Source organism: Enterococcus ureasiticus (genome assembly GCF_001730285.1).
Taxonomy (GTDB): Bacteria; Bacillota; Bacilli; order Lactobacillales; family Enterococcaceae; genus Enterococcus_L; species Enterococcus_L ureasiticus.
Genome location: NZ_MIJZ01000016.1, coordinates 242,103 through 260,920, shown reverse-complemented (window position 1 = coordinate 260,920; position 18,818 = coordinate 242,103). Strand labels below are relative to the sequence as shown.

The following is an 18,818-nucleotide window of genomic DNA, read 5'->3' as shown; positions in this document are numbered from 1 at the left end:
TTATCCAAGGATTAAACGTTCAGCGATAGAAAAGTCACCCTCATAAGGTGTATCTTCTCCACCAACTTTTTGATATAAGTCAGCACCTTTACCGGCTAAGACGACGGCGTCAGCGGGTTTGCTCAAAGACAAGGCCTCTTTGATTGCTTCACCACGATCAAGTACGGTTTCGATTTGAATATCTGTCGTGATATGACCTGCAATCTCAGCGCAGATATCTGCTGGGTTTTCATCAGCCGGATCATCTGTCGTTAAAATAGCAATATCAGCTAGTTCAGATAAAACAGTTCCGAAATCTTTTCGTCTAGAAATTGCTTTGTTTCCAGTGCTGCCGATTACGACAAGTAAGCGACCACTAGGATGTTCTTCTTTGACAAACGTTAAAAGATTCTTTAAACTATCGTAATTGTGTGCATAATCTACATAGACTTTTGCGCCATTTTTATTTGTTAATAATTCCATTCGACCAGGAACAGTGGTTTCTTTGATCCCTTGCTGACAATCTTTGCGTGTAGCACCAACCAGAGCACTAGCAAGAACAGCACTTAGCGCATTCCCTTTATTGAAATCACCGCCTAAACGTAAGTGATACTCACCAGAAACGGCTAATGTGTCGTTTTCTGTGCTTATAGAAAAGGCAAGTGAGTCATCAGGGGTCGTTTGATAGATATAATCTGCATCTGTGGATGATTGATCGCCATAAACGAGATAAGGGACTTTATGAAGCTCTGCTGTTTCTTTCAATAATTGGAAATGATCTGATTCATGATTTAAAATCATCGTTTTTGAATGTTTGATCAACTGGCGTTTACAATAAAAATAATCATCGAATGTAGGATGTTCGATGGGGCTGATATGGTCAGGCGTGATATTCAGAAAAATCCCTACATCGAAAAATAAACCATATACTCGATTGGTTTTATAGGCTTGTGAGGACACTTCCATGATGAAGTGGGTCATGTTGTTTTTAACCGCTTCTGCCATCATTTGATAAAGATCAAGTGATTCAGGTGTTGTTAAATGTGATTTGAAAAAAGTTTGCCCATCTAAAGTAGAATTCATGGTAGACAACATCGCCGTTTTTTTATTGGTTGCCTGATCTAAAATAAATTTAGTAAAGTAAGCTGCAGTTGTTTTGCCTTTTGTGCCGGTGAAGCCGATCAGCTTTAATTTATTTTGCGGGTAATCATAAAAGGCCATACTTAAAACAGCCATTGCTTTTTTGATATCTGTTACAATGATTCCTAATGCTGCAGGTACATCATACGGTTGCTCCGCTACATAAACGTCAAGTCCTGATTTGACGGCTTTTTCTAAATATTCTGATTTGAAATTCAATCCTTTGCAGAAAAAAAGTGTATCAGCATTTACTGTACGGGAGTCATAGGAAACGGTGTTAAACGTTTTATTATTCAACGAGGTAGGTAAAGTCAAAGACCAGCCTTCTGCTGAAATGAATTCTTTTAAAAGATGTTCTTTGAGTAAACATTCACGGATTTTTTCTAAAGAAATAGTCATCATTACGCCTCCAAGCGGTATCTAAAATCTGAATGTAAGATTTTTGGGATAGAAAACTTTAGAAATTCATCATACAATTTAAACGTCAAAACTTCAAGGCGCTTGCTAGGAGCGGAAGAAAAATCTTGGGAAAATATTAAGTTTGGGAGAACTAAATCTACTATCAACGCTCTATTTAAAATAACAAACGCATAATAAATATATTTTGGTGAAATGCAAAAAATAAATATGGATTTAAAGCGATATTGAGTTGTTTTTACTCGGAATATAAATAAAAAAGAAATAGTTATAAACGGAGTGTTTATTTGCTTTTTAGATATTTTAAAATTGAAAACGACTGTTTTTTTACAAAATCTGTGAGGAAAATACAAATAAGTTAATTTATTCAAGAAAGTCGTTGCATATACTTGATTTAACAATTAAAATAAAGAAAGCATGTTCAAAGAAAGTTGGAGGAGTTAAATGATAAATCAACCAAATCCTGCTGATCAACCGATCTTGACCAATCAAGAGAAAATGGTTAAAGGATCGGCTTGGATGACAGCTAGTAATATAATTTCTCGTTTGTTGGGTGCGGTATATATTATCCCATGGTATGCATGGATGGGAGAACACGCCAATGAAGCGAATAGTTTATCTTCAATGGGGTATACCGTATACGCTCTCTTTTTATTAATATCTACAGCAGGAATTCCTGCCGCTATTGCTAAGCAGACTTCTTATTACAATTCATTGAATGAATATAAGATCAGCCGGCAGCTTTTTTATAAAGCTCTTCAATTGATGGCCATTTTAGGGGGCATTTTTGCGATCGTTATGTATCTGGCCTCGCCACTTTTGGCAAAATGGTCTGGTGGGGGAGAAGAACTGATCCCGACAATGCGATCGTTAAGTTTAGCTGTTTTGATTTTCCCATGTATGAGTGTAGTGCGAGGCTATTTCCAAGGAAATCAGGATATGATGCCTTATGCTTTGTCGCAAATCGTTGAACAAGTTGCACGTGTTTTTTATATGTTGTTAACAGCGTTTATCATTATGAAGATGATCGATGGTAATTATGTTGATGCAGTAACACAATCAACGTTTGCAGCATTTGTGGGGATGTTGGCAAGTCTTATTGTTTTGTTTTACTATTTCCAAAAACAAAAACCAATGTTTGACTATCTTGCAGAACATAGTGCGAATGAGCATGAAGCGTCAACACGCGATTTATTGATTGAGACATTAAAAGAAGCACTTCCTTTTATTATTGTTGGTTCAGGTGTGACAGTCTTTAAATTGGTCGATCAATTTACGTTTTCTAATTTTATGAATACATTTACGACTTATTCTGGTAGTCAGCTACGAACACTATTTGCGATTTTTAATGCAAATCCAGATAAATTGACAATGGTCGTGATTGCTTTAGCAACATCTATCTCAGCTACGGGATTACCGTTGATCACTGAAGCCATTACCTTGAAAAAATATAGAGATTTATCAAAATTAATCAGTAACAACTTACAGTTATTTATGTTTGTGATGTTGCCGGCGACATTTGGTATGATCGTTTTGGCCAAACCACTGTATACAATGTTTTATGCACCAGATGCTTTAGGTGTATCGGTCTTGATTCAAGCGTGTTTTGCAGGTTTGTTTATGGGACTTTACATGTTATCGTCAACAATGTTGATGGGGATGTATGAGAACAAAGCTGCGATCAAGTACTTTGGTTTAGGTTTAGCATTGAAATTGATTGTTCAATATCCAAGTGTGCGTTTGTTTGAAGTATATGGTCCATTGATTGCGACGATGATCGGTTTTACACTATCATGTGTACTGATCATGAGAAAAATCAAAAAAGTCAGCCATTTTAATTATGGTTTGACATTACGACGCGGTTTATTGATTTTCTTGATCACGTTAGTTATGATGGTTGCTGCAATCATCATGAGACAATTCTTATACCTATTCTTAGACCCAACCCGTAAGTTCCAATCTTTTGTGATCATTTTATTTGTAGCATCATTTGGAGGAGCGGTTTATGGCTATATCACACTTAAATTGCGTTTAGCAGATAAATTACTAGGAGCAGGTGTGGGTAGAATTCGTCATAAGTTGAAAATAAAATAAAGCAAATCAAGTAGCGGGACGAAATGTTCCGCTATTGTTATATCTAGCTTTTCAGGCTAGCCTTTCGGAAAAAAGATAAAAATAGATTGCGGCAAAAAGCGCCACCCTCAATTTTTCCTATTTTTCTGTCAAGGCAGAACGAGCCTGTTCAGCTTTTAGTCATATCTAGCTTCTCAGGTTGGGCACTACGCTACGCTTCGATCTCAACAATTCCTAAGAGCTAAAGCTCTAAGGATTGAAGGTTTCAGGAAAAAAGAAAAAATAGATTGTGGCAAAAAGCACCACTCTCAATTTTTCCTATTTTCTGTCAAGGCAAAGCGAGCCTGTTCAGCTTTTAAATTTAGGAGGATCATATGCGTTTAGATAAATTTCTTGCAGAAACTGGAGTCGGTAGTCGCAAAGAATCAAAGCAATTGCTAAAAAAAGGCTTGGTAACTGTAAATGAAGAGGTTATTAAAGATGGGAAAACACAGATCGATGAGAAGCGAGATGTTATTAAGTTTCTTGGAGAACAATTGACCTATCAAAAATATTATTATTATATGCTGCATAAACCGCAAGGCGTGATTTCAGCAACAGAAGATAAATGGGATCAAACAGTGATCGATTTATTGAAAAATGAAGATTATCGCGAAGATTTATTCCCTGTTGGTCGTTTAGATAAAGATACAGAGGGGTTATTGTTGTTAACAAATGACGGTCAGCTTGCCCATCAATTATTATCACCCAAAAAGCACGTTGATAAAGAATATTTTGCACAAGTCCAAGGAATCGTGACGGAAGAAGATGTTCGCCATTTTGCGGCAGGATTTGCTTTAACAAATAAGGAACAAGTCAAACCCAGTCAGCTAATGATTGAATCAGTCGATAAAATAAATGAAATTTCAGAAATTCGCCTGATTATTCAAGAAGGTAAATTTCATCAAGTCAAGCGCATGTTTGAAGCAGTTGACAAAAAAGTTGTCTATCTGAAACGATTGCGGATGGGAAGTCTATGGCTAGATGAAGAACTGGCTTTAGGAGAATATCGTATTTTGACTGAAGAAGAGCTTGAAAAATTGAAGATAAACCAATAAAAGAATGTGATGGAAGCGAGTGTTTTGTTTTAAAACAAGGTTTCCATCACATTTTCTTTGCTCTTCACTCAAGATAGAGATATACTTCAATTGACTAGTTAGTCAATGAGGAGGAATAATAAAATGCATGCCATTGAACTTAAAGGATTGACCAAATTATATAAAAAACAACCAGCCATCGATCAAGTAGAGCTATCAGTAGAAAAAGGTGAAATCTACGGTTTTATCGGTCCCAATGGAGCTGGAAAATCAACAACGATCAAAGCGATGTTGAATTTCATTTACCCAGATCAAGGAACAGCTACTTTACTTGGTTTGGACAGTATTAAAGACGCGAAAGAAATTCGCAAGCGAACGGGTTATGTATCAAGTGATGTCCGCTTTTATCCAAATATGACAACGGTTGAAGTGCTTAAATATGTGGCGGAGTTTCATCAGCTAAAGGATAGTAAAAAGCAAATCGATTATTTTATTGAGTTATTCGATATCGATGCTCAGAAAAAAATGTCTGATCTGTCTTTGGGAAACAAAAAGAAAATCGCCATCACTGCAGGAATTTTACCTAATCCAGAATTACTGATTTTAGATGAACCTACGAATGGGTTGGATCCACTAATGCAGCATCGTTTGTTTGAAGAGTTAGAAAAGTACAATCAAAAGGGCATGACGATCTTTTTATCCAGTCATGATTTAAATGAAGTCCAACAACATGCGCACCGAGCAGCGTTTATTCGACAAGGAAAAATTATTACCGTTCAAGATATTACAAAAGAAAAATCATTAGGTAAAGTCATTACATTGATTGGGGATCATATCCCGTTATCTATATTTGAAAAAATGGGCGCAGCTATTTTAAAACACCAAGGAAACGAAACCCGTTTATTGTATGAGGGCGATCTACATGAAATCTTACCGTTATTAGCGGATTCTTCAATTCAAGATTTTACGATCACAAATCCTGAATTGGAAGATCAGTTTATGGCGTTGTACGAAGGAGGAGATGGAAAATGATTACAGCTAAAATCGAAAGTAAGTCTTTGGTAAAAGGGTTGATCATTTGGACTATTTTATTTGCTGTTATTATTTTTGGCTTTAGTGCAGTCTATCCTCAAATGCATAGTTCAGCTATGGAGGATCTTCTAGGCGCAAAACTAGATGGGCTGTCTCCGTCATTGTTAAAAACTTTCAATATCAGCGTAAATGGACAAACAAGCTTTTTAGTTGCAACGGGTTTCTTCGGTTACTACTTTCAATATATGTTTTTGGCGGCTTCCATTTATGCTATGATGCTTGGGAGTCAAGCGCTGATCAAAGAAGAAACTGATGGCACAATTGAATTCTTATATGCGCAACCTGTGACACGCAAAGGAATCGTTACGAGTAAATTTGTAGGAAATCTATTTATTTTAGCGGTTTTCTGGTTGATTTCACTAGGTGTTTCTGTAGGTTCCACATTACTCTATCGTCAATCGACTGATTCGGTTGCGACGATCACTAGAGAAATTAGTAAGATCTTTATGCAAGAAAGTTTGATTTTGCTATTTTTCCTAACGCTAGGCTTTTTTGTTTCAACCTTTTTAAAATCCAGCAAACAAAGTACCAGTATTTCGTTAGGTATTGTTTTTGGTTTTTACTTAATTGGAATTTTTTCCGATTTGAATGACTCATTTAGCTGGGCAAAAAATATTTCTCCTACACATATGGGGATTCCAGGTAACTTGTTGGATAAGGGATTATCTGCTGGAAATGTCATTTTATTGAGTCTTCTGATTGCTTTATTCCTAGGTGCAACATATAGGGTTTATCAACGGAAGGATCTGAAAGTCTAGTGAAAGAAATCAATATCGATCAGCAAAAATACGAGCGGATTTTACAAGCGGCATTAAAGCAGTTCGCAACTTATGGCTACCAAAAAGCAAATACAGATGAAATAGCACGTGATGCTGGGGTGTCTAAAGGCTTGATTTTCCATTATTTTGGTAAAAAACAAGTATTGTATGAGCGTACGGTCAGCAGAGTGATTGATTTTCTAATTGAACAATCAAATGATTTATTTACAAAGCAATATACGGACTTGGTAGAAGTGGTTGTCGTATCGACGCAGTATAAAATGAAATTAGAACAGGAATATCCTGATTATATTCATTTATTGATTGCGGCGTATGCACAAAACCATAGCTTGCCTAAAGCAATTCAAGCGAAGTTAGCACAATATATGGATGAAAATATGGAAATCGCGCATCAACTTTTGACCGGCATCATCGAACAGTTGCCTATAAAAAAGGAAATTGCAAAGCAAGATGTTATTCAGCTAGTATTAGGTGTTTTTAACCAAGTCTCTGTGGAAAGTTTGCAGTTTTTAAAAGCTCATCCAGAAGTAACTGAGGTTAAACAAATGCAGTTTCTAGCAGAACGAGCAGAGATTTACATGGGGATTTTACAAACAGGATTTCTAGAAAATAAAGCAGAGGAAAAATGATTATCGTTTTTCCTCTGTTTTTTTCATGTAATAAGGTAAGTTTTTACTGATTTCAGTTGGTAATACTACGTATTTTTCTTTTCCCAACTCTTCTCCAATCAAACTATGAAGATAAACAGCAGCGCAAATAGCTGCTTCTTTTTCTTGAAACTGTGCCAGAAAGCCAGTGATCATCCCAGCCAGTGTATCGCCCATTCCACCAGTTGCCATAGCTGGAGTTCCTAATGGATTTCTATACTGTGAAGAGGCAGTATAAATTTCTGTTCGGTGGCTTTTTAAAATAATCGTTGCATCTAATTGCTTTTGTACAGCTTGGTTGTTTGCAGCAGTTTGATCAATAATTTTAAGTCCGCTTAGTCGTTCCCACTCCATTTGATGAGGTGTGAATACCACTTTTTTGGGGTAGTTTAAAGAATACTGATTTTGGGCAAATAACGTAATGGCTGATCCGTCGATCACGAGCCACTGTTCTGATTTTTGGTGTTGTAAGACTTTTTCTAACATTTGCCGACTATGAGTGTCTAAACCTAAACCAGGTCCAATCAAAATAACATCCGCTGTCTCAATTAAATCACTAAATTCTTGAGTGAACGCCCAATCTAACACCATTGCTTCAGGTAAACGAGCGTGAAGAGCTGTGTGATTTTTTTCTGCAGTCACGACCGAAACTAGACCGCTGCCCGCCTTGATACAAGCTTCCGAGCTCATGATGATCGCTCCGCCATACATGTTATTTCCACCAATCAAAACAGAACGGCCAAAGGTTCCTTTGTGAGAATTTTGTGGACGAGACTTGATCACAGTCGTCAAATTTTCTTGTGATAGTTCTTTCATCTGAATCCTCCCCCTTAGTGATTTACCTTCAGTATAAATCTGTTTCGAATGAAGAGCAAAATATTACGGAAAAAAACTGTTCCCGCCTTTTTCTTTTAAGCGAGTTAGTGGTATGATGGGAAGGTAGAATAATGAATTGGAGTGACTAAAAAATGACAATTGATTGGCAAAAAGAAGTAGACGCACGTAAAGATGCGCTATTAGAAGATTTACAAAATTTATTACGCATCAACAGTGAGCGTGATGACTCTAAAGTAACACCAGATGCACCTTTTGGACCTGGTCCTGTAGCTGGCTTAAAACATATGTTAGCGTATGGCGAACGTGATGGTTTTGTTGTGAAAAACGTGGATAACTATGCCGGACATATCGAATATGGTGAAGGCGATGAAACATTAGGAATTTTTGGGCATATGGATGTTGTACCTGCTGGGGACGGTTGGGACACAGATCCTTATGAGCCAGTAATTAAAGACGGCAAAATCTTTGCCCGTGGTTCGAGTGATGATAAAGGCCCAAGTATGGCCGCTTATTATGCATTAAGAATCATCAAAGATTTAGGTTTACCATTATCTAAAAAAGTTCGCTTTGTCGTTGGTAGTGACGAAGAAAGCGGCTGGGGCGATATGGATTATTACTTCAAACACGAAGAAAAACCAGACTTTGGTTTCTCTCCAGATGCAGAATTTCCGATCATCAATGGTGAAAAAGGGAATGTCTCTTTATATGCTCGTTTTGGTGGATCAAGCGAAGGCGAATATGGTTTAGAAAGCTTTAATGCTGGGTTGCGTGAAAACATGGTTCCAGGTACAGCGACAGCTGTGATTACTGTTCCAACTGCCGAAGCTGCTGAAAAAATGCAAGGCGCATTTAGCGTTTTTGTCGATGAAGAACCGATTTCTGGTACGTTAGAAGCCAATGGCACAACGGTTACGATCAAAGTTGTTGGAAAAGGTGCACACGGTGCTAGCCCGCAATCTGGGATCAATGCAGCGACATTCTTAGCATTATTCTTAAACAGCTATGGATTTGCTGGTGCAGCGAAAGAATTTATCCAAGTTGCAGCAACACTTGTTCACGAAGATTTTTATGGTGAAAAATTAGGCGTAGCCTTTGAAGATGCTAAAATGGGTAAACTGACAATGAATGCTGGTTTATTCGTCTTCAAGAAAGATGCTGAAGAAGGCAACTTTATGAGCTTGAATTTCCGTTACCCTAAAGGCATAACTGCAGCAGATTTACAATCTGGCGTAAAAGCAACAGCAGGCGCGATCGGTGCAGAAATCGTTCAAGGTGGACGCAACCAAGAACCGCATTATGTGCCAGCAGATGATCCATTGGTTGAAACGTTATTACAAGTTTATGAAGATCATACTGGTCAAAAAGGCCATGAACAAATCATCGGTGGTGGCACTTACGGACGTTTACTAAAACGTGGTGTGGCGTACGGCGCAATGTTCCCGGGTTATACAGATACAATGCATCAAGCCAATGAATTTATGGCATTGGATGATTTATTCCGTGCAACAGCAATTTATGCGGATGCGATTTATCGTTTGGCGAAGTAAGGGTTTCTGATTTTAGAAAATGATTAGAAATGACTAGGAAGTATTTTATTGTGTGATATTTTAATAGGAAATAGTGATAAGTTAGGTGCGATAATTCACATAAGCTGTGAGTTTATTGCACCTATTTTAATATTCTTTTGAAAGAATTTTACTATGTCTAATAAAATTTTACTTGATTGATTTTATCCTTTTAAACATAAAGCACTTATTCTTTCTGCTTGGTTTTGTGCGGAGGTAAGTGCTTTTTTGTACTTTAAATCTAAAACAAAAGAGCAAGGTTCAAGAATCAGAAAAATCAACTATTTCATTAGACAGATATTGATTGATAAGACTAAGTAAGGGAGATAAGTTTCGGTTATAGAGAAAACGTGTATCTACGTAAAGTGTGTCTTTGATATTCTCGGTTAGAAAATCACTAGGATTTAAAGCTGTATGAATGACCAAATCAATAGGTTCATTTATCCCATTAATCCCAGAATAAAAAGCCACATTCACGATATTTGAGAAATAATCTGTTAAAATGCGTAAAAGTTTTTTTTCAATTAGTGGTTCTAAATCTGTACAAAAACTAATGTTAATTTTTCGAGAAAAAGTAGTGGGTGGATAAATGACGGATAAAACAACGCTGTAATGATAAGATAAAAACTCTTTATTCTCTTTCGTTAAGGAAAAATCTTCTTCAATCAAGTCCATTATCTTGTTAATAAAGGGCTGCATATTTTTTTTATTAAAAAAATCCATCTTCGTATCATTGATTACACGACAATTTTTAAACAATATTAGATTCATGTGTGTTGAAACTAAATAATTAAATACAATATTAGTATCAATCTCGGTTAGTGACCCTAAGGTTTTGGTGATGAATTTAAGAATCTTAATATTCAACTGAGTATTCGTATCAAATTGCTCGTAATCCCTCATAGCGCTATTAAAATAAGAATAAAATCTTGGTTTAGTAGCTAACCAAAAATAGAAATAATAGAATTCTTCTGTATTAAGAAAAAGTGATTTAATTTGCTGCATATCTTTTATAAAAGGCTTCAAAATAGAGAAACAATTAGTGATGGCTGGACTTACTTCAAAAAATTGACCACACTGAGTACGTATCTCTTGAATAGCTAAAGTATAATGGATTCTTCGTTTGTCAATCAATGAAAATGGCCTAATTGCTTTTTGTAACAAACGCTCTGTTTTATCTTTGATGGCTTTTTCATTAATCGTCTTAAATGGCCATGTATTGCCTTTGAAAAATTCCCAAAAGAAATTTTCTGAAAGCCTTCGAATATTGGCTTCATTTCCCTCTAAATAGTAGAATCCATTCCTGATTTTTAAACTAATATTAAAAAATGCCGTGACTTGCTTAAAATCTTTAATTTTACTCTTTAACGTCGAATCACTAATGAAAAATTCAAGAGGGAAAAAATCTTTACTTACTTTATTATGTAAAATCAGTTGTGTTAAAAACTGTACGGGCCACATATCAAAAAGAATATCTCGATAATATTGACCAAATCCGAATATATTTTTAATTTCTAAAAGATACCCTTTTTTTCTGTCTGATTTTACCGAAAATATATATTTTTCTTCAGATTCTTTTTCAAATTGATTTAAATATTTTTTTAAAGTTGTTTGGGTATATCCCAAAGATGAATGTAATTCTTCTAATGTCATCCAATCATTTTTAAGCTCTAAAGCCTTTAAAATAGAGAGCTTTTTTTTTGTATCTGGTTCATATAAAAAGTCAAGTAGTGTTTCTAAAGTAGGGTACATTTATAGGATCCTTTCTAAAAAATAAGACATTTTTTTTTACTGAAAACATAAAAAAAATGTCCCCTTTGAGGTGACAAGCAATTATATAATTAGTATACAAAAAAAAAATAAGGAATGGAAGTTATTGAATTGAATTATTATAAGTTGGGATATATACTCTCTTTTTTTTGCCTTTTTCTCCTTCCAATAAATAGTTTTGCTATAGAAAGTGGAACATCTTCTAATACTGAATATTCCGCGATAGAATCTACAGAAAATACGCTTGATCCTGTGTCACGACCGTATGACGCTATTCGAGATACGAGAGGTATTGATTATATACCAGAAGGTGGTATCACGATAGATGGCTTGTTTGATAATCCTGTTGGAGGTACTGGATTTACGATAAAAAACTATGTGCCGAATAACTCAGTAAATAACGGGTTTCCCTATAGTGAAATTACAATTGGCGGAAAAAATAATTGGATTTCTATGTGGTCGTTAGAAACGAATAAATTAGATTTTTCTCAATCTTTTAAAGGAAGAATGTTTGTTAACTTTGGAACGAATCAATCAGATGGATTTACGTTTACGATGCATAATGACACGAAAAAAACACAAGCACTGACAACGGCACAAAATAAAAGAACCGATGGACAAAATTTAGGTGTATATGGGGCAAGTGCTTCTTCACAAGGACTTTTTACTACAACCTATCCGAATACAGATGCGATAAAAAATTCTTTTTCCGTGGAATTCGATTTATACAAGAATGGAAAGGAAAGTTACCCGAATGCATTTGATGTATCCGATAATCCTTTAGGTGAATTAAATGCACCCCATCTAGCGTATACATTTCCTGGAAATTTAACTGCGACGTACCAACCAATTGACAAAAGTGTTTTAGGAGATATTTCCGATGCGAATGGTTGGTTTTCGTTAGGATTAGTAGGACGATCAGCTAGGATACAGCATAATGCTTATCAATATATGAATAATGCTTTAAAAACACAGAGTGTCCAAGATGGTACGTGGTATGAATTTAATTTCAACTTTGACTTTGATAAAAAAGAATTCACGTATTCATTAAGAGATCCCAAGAATGGTGCCGAGACAGCAACCATTCTTGTTCCTTGGAATACACTCTCTTCAGAATTAAAATTGTCAGTTAATGATAACAAAGCATATTGGGGATTCACCGCTGCCAATGGTGCTAGTGAAGGTAGTGTGAAAATAGTTTTTGCTGATGCGCCAGTAGAATTAAAATATTCTTTGGATAATGACGTTTTTAATAATGAGGGAGAAAATATTGTCTTAGAAACAAATGGAAGCAACAGCCAAAAATTTGCAAAAAAAGGAGAAGATGTTTCCTTTAAAACAACTGCCACATTACAAAACATAGCCTATGAAACAACAAATTTAATTTATCAAGCAAGTCTGAGTGCAAACCAGTTTGATCTAACTACATTAAAAGAGGCAAAAGTAAGTGTAAACGATCAATATCTAGGCTCTTATGTACCAACTGTTGATACTAAGAATAGTAAATTTATTCTTAGTATGCCCGTGACTGCCAAAAAAGGAGATTATGTAACAATTGAATTTAAAGTAAAAAGTACGACTGAGTCAGCAATTGATGAGCTATCTAAATTTACTTCCAGTTTGTTATTGCTAAATGTTAATTCGGGCAATCAAGATTTTCTTTCCTCTATGCCTATTCATTTTCTTTTGAAACATATAGCTGACCCAATTACAGCATCATGGTCAAATGACGCAGTAACAACAACCATAACGAAAGAAATTGATAGAGCGGCACTTGCTGATACGGATTACCCATTGACATTTTATTACAGTGGAGGAACTGCTGGATCAGTAATCCATTACAAGTTAGTAAAGGATGGACAATTACTTACCGATGATACGTTAATTAATGAAAGTAACACCTCTACCCAAAAGAGTAAGGAATTACAACTCCCAAACAGCGCACTCGCATATGGTAATAATATAGTGAATCTATCGATTTATGAAGAAGCCAACCCCAATACGATTATACAGCTTACAGCAATTATTACAGTAAATGGTTCGCTACAAGTTACTCAGGTGCCGAACCTGTTGAGTTGGACTAATCTCAAAATTGGGGAAACAAAAAGGGAACTTCCTAGAGATGCTGGAAATACAATTGATTTGACAGTAACTGACAGTCGGCAGCGGCAAACAAAAGATTGGTCTCTCAGCATTGCTACAGTTACTAAAGATCCAACAGCATTAGCGAGTAGCAATTTCGTATGGAAAACATCAAGCGGACCCAGTCAATTAATTCCAGACAAGCAGTCCGGTAATTCATTAACAATCATGGATGCGACAACTGCTTCACTGAATCGCTTATATGACTATCAATTACATTTCGAAAATACAGAAGGCATACTACTTAAAAATACCGAGTATCTTGCAATCGGTACTTACAAGAATAAGAAAACAATCCAGTGGACATTGAATCAAGTGCATATGCCTGACTAAGAGCGAGACAATTGAAGAAAAGAAAATCGAAAATAGAATGAGGAAAACGATGAAAAGAAGAAACCGTTATGTATATATCATAACTACCTTTGCTATCATGCATGCATTAAGCTCAAGCCAGCTAGTATCCGCAGAGGAGGTTGCTGATCAAACAAAGGAGACACCAATTATTATTACTGTGATTGATAATGATGATGGAACAGGTGTCGATCCGTTAGATCCAACAGATCCGACTCAAAAAAGTCTATTATTAGAAACTGTGCCGAAAAACTATCAATTTAAGACGAAATTACAAGGACAAACAGTTACAGCAACAGCGAAATCGCAAGAAACCTTGGCCGTATTTAATGACCGAATCAAACGTGAATGGTCGGTCAAGGCACAGGTAGTAGATAATCAATTACTCATTGTTCGTTCTGGTGAACGATTGGCTGTGACAAGTTTCAAAATAAATCAAACTGAACTTGTAGGTACAGGTGCAACAGGAATCATTGCACAGGCAGTGACAAATAAGACGGCGCAGAACAATACGGGTGTAATTAAAACCGCAATTTCAGATTTAAGTATCACATTTAACGATTTAAATCGTGAATTAATTGCAGGAGATGCTTTAAAAGGAACGATTAGTTACAAACTGTATAACACACCAGCTGCGCAATAAAATTGTAAGGATGATGTTTAAATGAAGATGACCTATCATCGCATATTATTTGCGTGCTTTTTATGCTGTCTGTTAGTAGTGTTTGTTCATTCAAAACAAGGGAATGCACAAGAAACAACTAGCACTGAAATGGGGTATCACATTTATGCCATTTTACCAGAAAATCAACAAAATCCAGACAACTCATTTTTTGATTTACGAATGACACCTGGGCAGGAGCAGACAATTGAAGTTGCCATTGTCAACGACTCGTCAGAGGAACAGACCTTTACGATAGACATCAATCAAGCCTATACCAATGAACAGGGCTTTATCGATTATTCTGACAAGCAACAAACGCAAGAAACAAACAAACAATTAACGATTGACCAAATTGTTACGTATAAGAAAACCGTTACGATACAAAAACAACATACTGAAAAAGTCCCCATTACACTGAAAATGCCTAAGGAAGCCTATGCTGGTGAAATATTGGCAGGAATTAAAGTCAGTAAACTGGAAAAGCAGATAAATCAAGAAGGTATTACTAATACATACAGTTATCTTTTGGGGCTGCGATTGACAGAAAATGACCAAATTGTACAACGAAAGGTTGGGTTGGAAAAAATTGAACCGACAATTGCTTTTGGTAAAGCGAGTATTACGATTGATTTAATAAATCCAGTACGGGAAGCATATGGTCACTTGAACTATCATGTTGAAGTTCGAGAGGCTGAAACAGGAAAACTGATCAACCAAAAAGAGTATACCGAGTTACAGTTGGCACCCGTTTCAACATATCATTTTTCCATCGACTGGGACGATCAGCATTTAGTAGCTGGTAACTATAAATTAAAACTAATAATCACAGATAAAAAAGAGAATAACTGGACATATCATAGAAAATTTTCTATCAGTCCCAATGCAGCTAAACAAGTTAATACAATGGTTGCTGAAAACAAACAATTTCCTGATATAAGACTTCTATTATGTGCAATTTTACTAATACTCACCGTCTTAGTAATTTTTCTTATCAAAAAAAGGACTAGTTCTTAATTAGAATAGGAAATAGTTATGAAGAATACAAGCGGTATTATACAAATCAGAGAAAAATGAAACTGAGAGGAAAGTATTGTCGAACTGGGTTGCGTTAGAGAAAACATTTTCATATAAGCCACAAAAAAAGACATATTATCTTATTCAAGCAGCTTAGTGATTATTATGAACAGCCCAGATGAAGGATAAATACGGAAATCAGAAAAAGACGATTGGAGATACTAATGGACATTAAAACAGAAGATAGTAGAAAATGGTGGGCATTTATTGGTAAAGTCCTATTCATTCTTGGAGGATGGAGCCTATATTTTGCTGTATTTGTGCATTGCTACAAAGAAATCGTTTTTTACCTCGATAAACAAGCAAATGGGCTGATTCAATTTCTTTTCTTATTGTCATATTCAGGATATGAAATTATGTGGCTTACTATAGGATATGTCATCATGCTACTGGGAAGTACGTTACTACTTTTATGGAATCCTCAAACACGAAAACTTAAGCCAACATTGGCAAAACAAGAAATAGTTCTTAGTATTTTACTTATCTTTGTTGCAATAGTTCCTATAGGTACACGTCTGTGGTCGTTTTTTCTAATGGCTTTTGTATTAGCATTTACGATTGGATTCATCGCTTGCATATTGTTAAGACAGGAAGAAAACGATGAAATGGTTGGACAAGAAGATGAGGTAGTTAACAATTGCTGCGGAATGGGAAGAAATAAGAAATTCATTAGCTAGGAGGACAGTCGTAATGAAAATAATAAAATTGTTTTATATCTTGGCATTTTTTATTGTAGTAAGCATATTCCCTTCAGGAGAAGTGATTGCTGCAGATGAAAAAGATAACTTAGGTTACACGGTATCAATGGTTCAACCAAAAACGCAAATCGATCCAAAACGAAGCTATTTCTATATCCAAACCAGACCAAATGAGCCACAAAATATTGAAGTTCGCATTAAAAGTACGAAAAAAGAAGCAGTAAAAATCAAAATTTTTAGTCAAAATGCGATCACCGGAAATAACGGAACGATTGACTATACAGAAGAACTAGCAGATCAAGATGTCAGCTTAACTTCACCGATAACAGAGATGGTAAGAGTGGAGCCACATGAAGTCACTGTAGAAAATTTTGAAGAGAAAACGATAAAAATAACAATCACACCACCGAAAGAATCGTATAAAGGCGTAAAGATGGGGGCACTCGTCTTTGCGCTAGATCAAGGCAAAGAAACTAAAAACGGTGTGGCTACTGAATTTTCATATCGGATTGGCTTGATTACATCAGAGTCAGGAGATGAATTTACTAATGGAGAAACATTAAACCTGACAGAAGCAAAAGCATCTATTAAACGAGGGAAAAAAATGGTGTTGGCTACATTACAAAATCCTGAGCCAAAAACCCTTGAGGGATTAACCATCTCCGCAGAGTTAACTAAAAAAAACAGTGAAAAAGTTATCAAGAAAAAAAATGTCGAAAATTACGCTATGGCACCAAATAGCCATGTTGATTTTGAGATAGATTGGGGAACGGATACCTTGCCCTCGGGAAAGTATATGATTACATTGGCTATTCATAGTGACTACCAAGAATGGTATTTACAAAAAGAATTCACAATTACTAATCAACAAGCAAAAACGATTAATACAGAGAGTGCCTTCAAGATCATCACACCCAAGTGGGGAAAAATAATAGCTAGTGCTTTACTATTTTTAACCCTTATAAACGGATGCTGGTTAATAGTGAGAAGAAGAAAATGGGAAATGGCGTGGGAAAAATTACGTCTGTCAAAGAAAAAAGAACGAGTAAAGAAAAAAAATAAAGCTAAAAATCAGAGGTGAGTACCGTGAAAAAAATCATCGGGGGTTGTGTTGGACTTCTGCTCTTACTTTGGTTGATCACACCCTACCAAGTAGCAGCAGAGGTAACAAATCGGACAGATGCAGCAATCAGCTTTGAAGAAGCACAAAAGGAAAACAAAGGAAAATTGCCGTCTACCTATGTACCAAAAGAAAATACATCAACATACAGGGGACAGTTGCCTTATACAGGGGAGCTAGTTCAGTCTTTCATTTTTCTATTGGCAGTTATCGAAGGGCTAATAATTTGTCTTTGTATTTTTAGTTTTAAAAGAATTTGCGACTCAAAGAAAGGAGGAGAGGGCGAATGAGCTTTTTATGGGTATACATTTTATGTGGAATAGGAGTTACCTCTATTGTTTTTTTTCTTCTGACATTATCTAGAGATGTATTTTTGATCAAACGGTTAAAAAAAAAGAAACAGTTCTTATTGTTAAACTTTTCATTTCTCGTCTTTACATTTATTAGCGTGACACTAGTTATCTATTTATTAGTGCTATTAAAGGATCAGATTCAATTACTCGGCTAAAAAAAAACTGTATTTACACTACTAACTGCTATCAATTTATTCACCTATAAGAAAGGTGATAAAATTTTGAAAAAATTGTTTGTTTTAACATTAATATCTGCAACAACTTTGGGATTTGCGACAATTCCAGCAAGTGCCGCTGAGGTCGATAAAGACACCTCTGATTTAGGTATCCAATTTGATACAGATGGTCCTGTAAAACCAGGACCTGGTCCATATAAAGATAATCTGGCATTGGTGTGGACACCATCTAAGTTTGATTTTGGAAAACAAAAAGCAGTTGGAAATTCTTCTACTTATAACAATACAGTCCAAGGAGACCAATTCATTGTCGTCAATGACGACCGCGCAGGGGAAACAAATGACCAAGGGGTTACAACAACTTCTAGCTGGAAAGTTACGGCAACACTGTCAAAACTTTTATCTACAGATAGTTCAACAACAGAACTGCCTGCTAAGTTGACATTTGGATTAGATTCACCACAAGCTTACAATATTGGGGAAGTTGATGCAGAGACGAATGACTTTACACCAAACCCAATTGAAGGAAATTTAAGTACACTAATCGATCCAAACAATATTGTAGTTGGCAAAAATGTAGTACTAGAAGCAGGAAATACGTCAGCTGTTGAAATGCTAGGGAAAACTAAGGCAGATACGATGAAGGACGGTTTCGCAACAAAATTAACAGATACAAAGCTAGTTGTTACATCAAGCACTGGTGCAGAAGGAAAGAAATTTAAAGGTGCTGTAACTTGGAGTCTAGATAACACATATTAATCAACAACATAATTATTGAAAATAATAAGGATTGATGTGAATAAATTGGTAGCAGTTAGTAGTGTAAATTTAATTTTAAATGTAAGTATTTTATCAAAAGTATGGA

Annotated in this window: 16 protein-coding genes; 13 read left to right on the top strand and 3 right to left on the bottom strand. The window is 35.7% G+C overall.

Annotated features, from left to right (window positions below):
- Entirely contained in the window at window positions 1-1,518 is a 1,518-nt protein-coding gene (locus BCR21_RS15425) for a UDP-N-acetylmuramoyl-L-alanyl-D-glutamate--L-lysine ligase (protein WP_069647346.1), read from the bottom strand.
- A 462-nt stretch (window positions 1,519-1,980) separates the two neighbouring features.
- Between BCR21_RS15425 and BCR21_RS15420 the strand changes: the two genes are divergently transcribed.
- The 5 genes from BCR21_RS15420 (at window position 1,981) to BCR21_RS15400 (ending at window position 7,185) form a co-directional block, all read left to right on the top strand.
- Window positions 1,981-3,630 carry a putative polysaccharide biosynthesis protein gene (locus BCR21_RS15420; RefSeq protein WP_069647345.1) on the top strand — a complete coding sequence of 550 codons (1,650 nt, stop codon included), beginning with the start codon at window positions 1,981-1,983 and terminating at the stop codon, window positions 3,628-3,630.
- Between the two features lie 353 nt (window positions 3,631-3,983).
- A complete protein-coding gene (locus tag BCR21_RS15415) occupies window positions 3,984-4,706 on the top strand; it encodes a pseudouridine synthase (protein WP_069647344.1) in 723 nt (240 codons plus the stop codon).
- Between the two features lie 123 nt (window positions 4,707-4,829).
- Window positions 4,830-5,717: an ABC transporter ATP-binding protein gene (locus BCR21_RS15410; protein ID WP_069647343.1), complete on the top strand. Its 888-nt coding sequence runs from the start codon at window positions 4,830-4,832 to the stop codon at window positions 5,715-5,717.
- On the top strand, window positions 5,714-6,535 hold the full coding sequence (locus BCR21_RS15405; RefSeq protein WP_069647342.1) for an ABC transporter permease subunit: 822 nt from the start codon (window positions 5,714-5,716) through the stop codon (window positions 6,533-6,535). Before BCR21_RS15410 ends, BCR21_RS15405 begins: the two co-directional genes overlap by 4 nt.
- A complete protein-coding gene (locus BCR21_RS15400) occupies window positions 6,535-7,185 on the top strand; it encodes a TetR/AcrR family transcriptional regulator (RefSeq protein ID WP_069647341.1) in 651 nt (216 codons plus the stop codon). The genes BCR21_RS15405 and BCR21_RS15400 overlap by 1 nt, the downstream gene beginning before the upstream one ends.
- On the opposite strand, the gene BCR21_RS15395 is transcribed toward BCR21_RS15400, so the two are convergent.
- A complete protein-coding gene (locus BCR21_RS15395) occupies window positions 7,186-8,019 on the bottom strand; it encodes an NAD(P)H-hydrate dehydratase (RefSeq protein WP_069647340.1) in 834 nt (277 codons plus the stop codon).
- A gap of 152 nt (window positions 8,020-8,171) precedes the next feature.
- Between BCR21_RS15395 and pepV the strand changes: the two genes are divergently transcribed.
- A complete protein-coding gene (gene pepV, locus BCR21_RS15390) occupies window positions 8,172-9,587 on the top strand; it encodes a dipeptidase PepV (RefSeq protein ID WP_069647339.1) in 1,416 nt (471 codons plus the stop codon).
- A 279-nt stretch (window positions 9,588-9,866) separates the two neighbouring features.
- Here pepV and BCR21_RS15385 read toward each other — a convergent pair whose 3' ends face one another.
- On the bottom strand, window positions 9,867-11,357 hold the full coding sequence (locus BCR21_RS15385; RefSeq protein WP_069647338.1) for an AcpB/EbpR/MafR family transcriptional regulator: 1,491 nt from the start codon (window positions 11,355-11,357) through the stop codon (window positions 9,867-9,869).
- Window positions 11,358-11,486: 129 nt separating this feature from the next.
- Between BCR21_RS15385 and BCR21_RS15380 the strand changes: the two genes are divergently transcribed.
- From BCR21_RS15380 to BCR21_RS15345, 7 genes are all read left to right on the top strand, one after another.
- On the top strand, window positions 11,487-13,850 hold the full coding sequence (locus BCR21_RS15380; RefSeq protein WP_069647337.1) for a lectin-like domain-containing protein: 2,364 nt from the start codon (window positions 11,487-11,489) through the stop codon (window positions 13,848-13,850).
- A 49-nt stretch (window positions 13,851-13,899) separates the two neighbouring features.
- Complete coding sequence (locus BCR21_RS15375) at window positions 13,900-14,511, top strand: hypothetical protein (protein ID WP_084013361.1); 612 nt, start codon at window positions 13,900-13,902, stop codon at window positions 14,509-14,511.
- Window positions 14,512-14,532: 21 nt separating this feature from the next.
- On the top strand, window positions 14,533-15,546 hold the full coding sequence (locus BCR21_RS15370) for a DUF916 domain-containing protein (RefSeq protein WP_084013360.1): 1,014 nt from the start codon (window positions 14,533-14,535) through the stop codon (window positions 15,544-15,546).
- A gap of 224 nt (window positions 15,547-15,770) precedes the next feature.
- Window positions 15,771-16,283 carry a hypothetical protein gene (locus BCR21_RS15365; protein WP_069647336.1) on the top strand — a complete coding sequence of 171 codons (513 nt, stop codon included), beginning with the start codon at window positions 15,771-15,773 and terminating at the stop codon, window positions 16,281-16,283.
- A gap of 13 nt (window positions 16,284-16,296) precedes the next feature.
- Entirely contained in the window at window positions 16,297-17,385 is a 1,089-nt protein-coding gene (locus BCR21_RS15360; RefSeq protein ID WP_069647335.1) for a WxLIP family cell surface protein, read from the top strand.
- A gap of 5 nt (window positions 17,386-17,390) precedes the next feature.
- Window positions 17,391-17,714, top strand: a complete 324-nt coding sequence (locus BCR21_RS15355; RefSeq protein ID WP_069647334.1) for a hypothetical protein — start codon at window positions 17,391-17,393, stop codon at window positions 17,712-17,714.
- Window positions 17,715-17,998: 284 nt separating this feature from the next.
- The gene (locus BCR21_RS15345; protein WP_069647332.1) at window positions 17,999-18,712 is read left to right on the top strand and encodes a WxL domain-containing protein; all 714 of its coding nucleotides are present in this window, start codon (window positions 17,999-18,001) and stop codon (window positions 18,710-18,712) included.
- Window positions 18,713-18,818: the final 106 nt, after the last annotated feature.

Excerpts from the sequence above, each read along its gene's own strand:
- BCR21_RS15425 (WP_069647346.1), bottom strand. The coding sequence starts at position 1,518 with ATGACTATTTCTTTAGAAAAAATCCGTGAATGTTTACTCAAAGAACAT.
- BCR21_RS15420 (WP_069647345.1), top strand. The coding sequence starts at position 1,981 with ATGATAAATCAACCAAATCCTGCTGATCAACCGATCTTGACCAATCAA.
- BCR21_RS15415 (WP_069647344.1), top strand. The coding sequence starts at position 3,984 with ATGCGTTTAGATAAATTTCTTGCAGAAACTGGAGTCGGTAGTCGCAAA.
- BCR21_RS15410 (WP_069647343.1), top strand. The coding sequence starts at position 4,830 with ATGCATGCCATTGAACTTAAAGGATTGACCAAATTATATAAAAAACAA.
- BCR21_RS15405 (WP_069647342.1), top strand. The coding sequence starts at position 5,714 with ATGATTACAGCTAAAATCGAAAGTAAGTCTTTGGTAAAAGGGTTGATC.
- BCR21_RS15395 (WP_069647340.1), bottom strand. The coding sequence starts at position 8,019 with ATGAAAGAACTATCACAAGAAAATTTGACGACTGTGATCAAGTCTCGT.
- pepV (WP_069647339.1), top strand. The coding sequence starts at position 8,172 with ATGACAATTGATTGGCAAAAAGAAGTAGACGCACGTAAAGATGCGCTA.
- BCR21_RS15385 (WP_069647338.1), bottom strand. The coding sequence starts at position 11,357 with ATGTACCCTACTTTAGAAACACTACTTGACTTTTTATATGAACCAGAT.
- BCR21_RS15375 (WP_084013361.1), top strand. The coding sequence starts at position 13,900 with ATGAAAAGAAGAAACCGTTATGTATATATCATAACTACCTTTGCTATC.
- BCR21_RS15370 (WP_084013360.1), top strand. The coding sequence starts at position 14,533 with ATGAAGATGACCTATCATCGCATATTATTTGCGTGCTTTTTATGCTGT.
- BCR21_RS15365 (WP_069647336.1), top strand. The coding sequence starts at position 15,771 with ATGGACATTAAAACAGAAGATAGTAGAAAATGGTGGGCATTTATTGGT.
- BCR21_RS15360 (WP_069647335.1), top strand. The coding sequence starts at position 16,297 with ATGAAAATAATAAAATTGTTTTATATCTTGGCATTTTTTATTGTAGTA.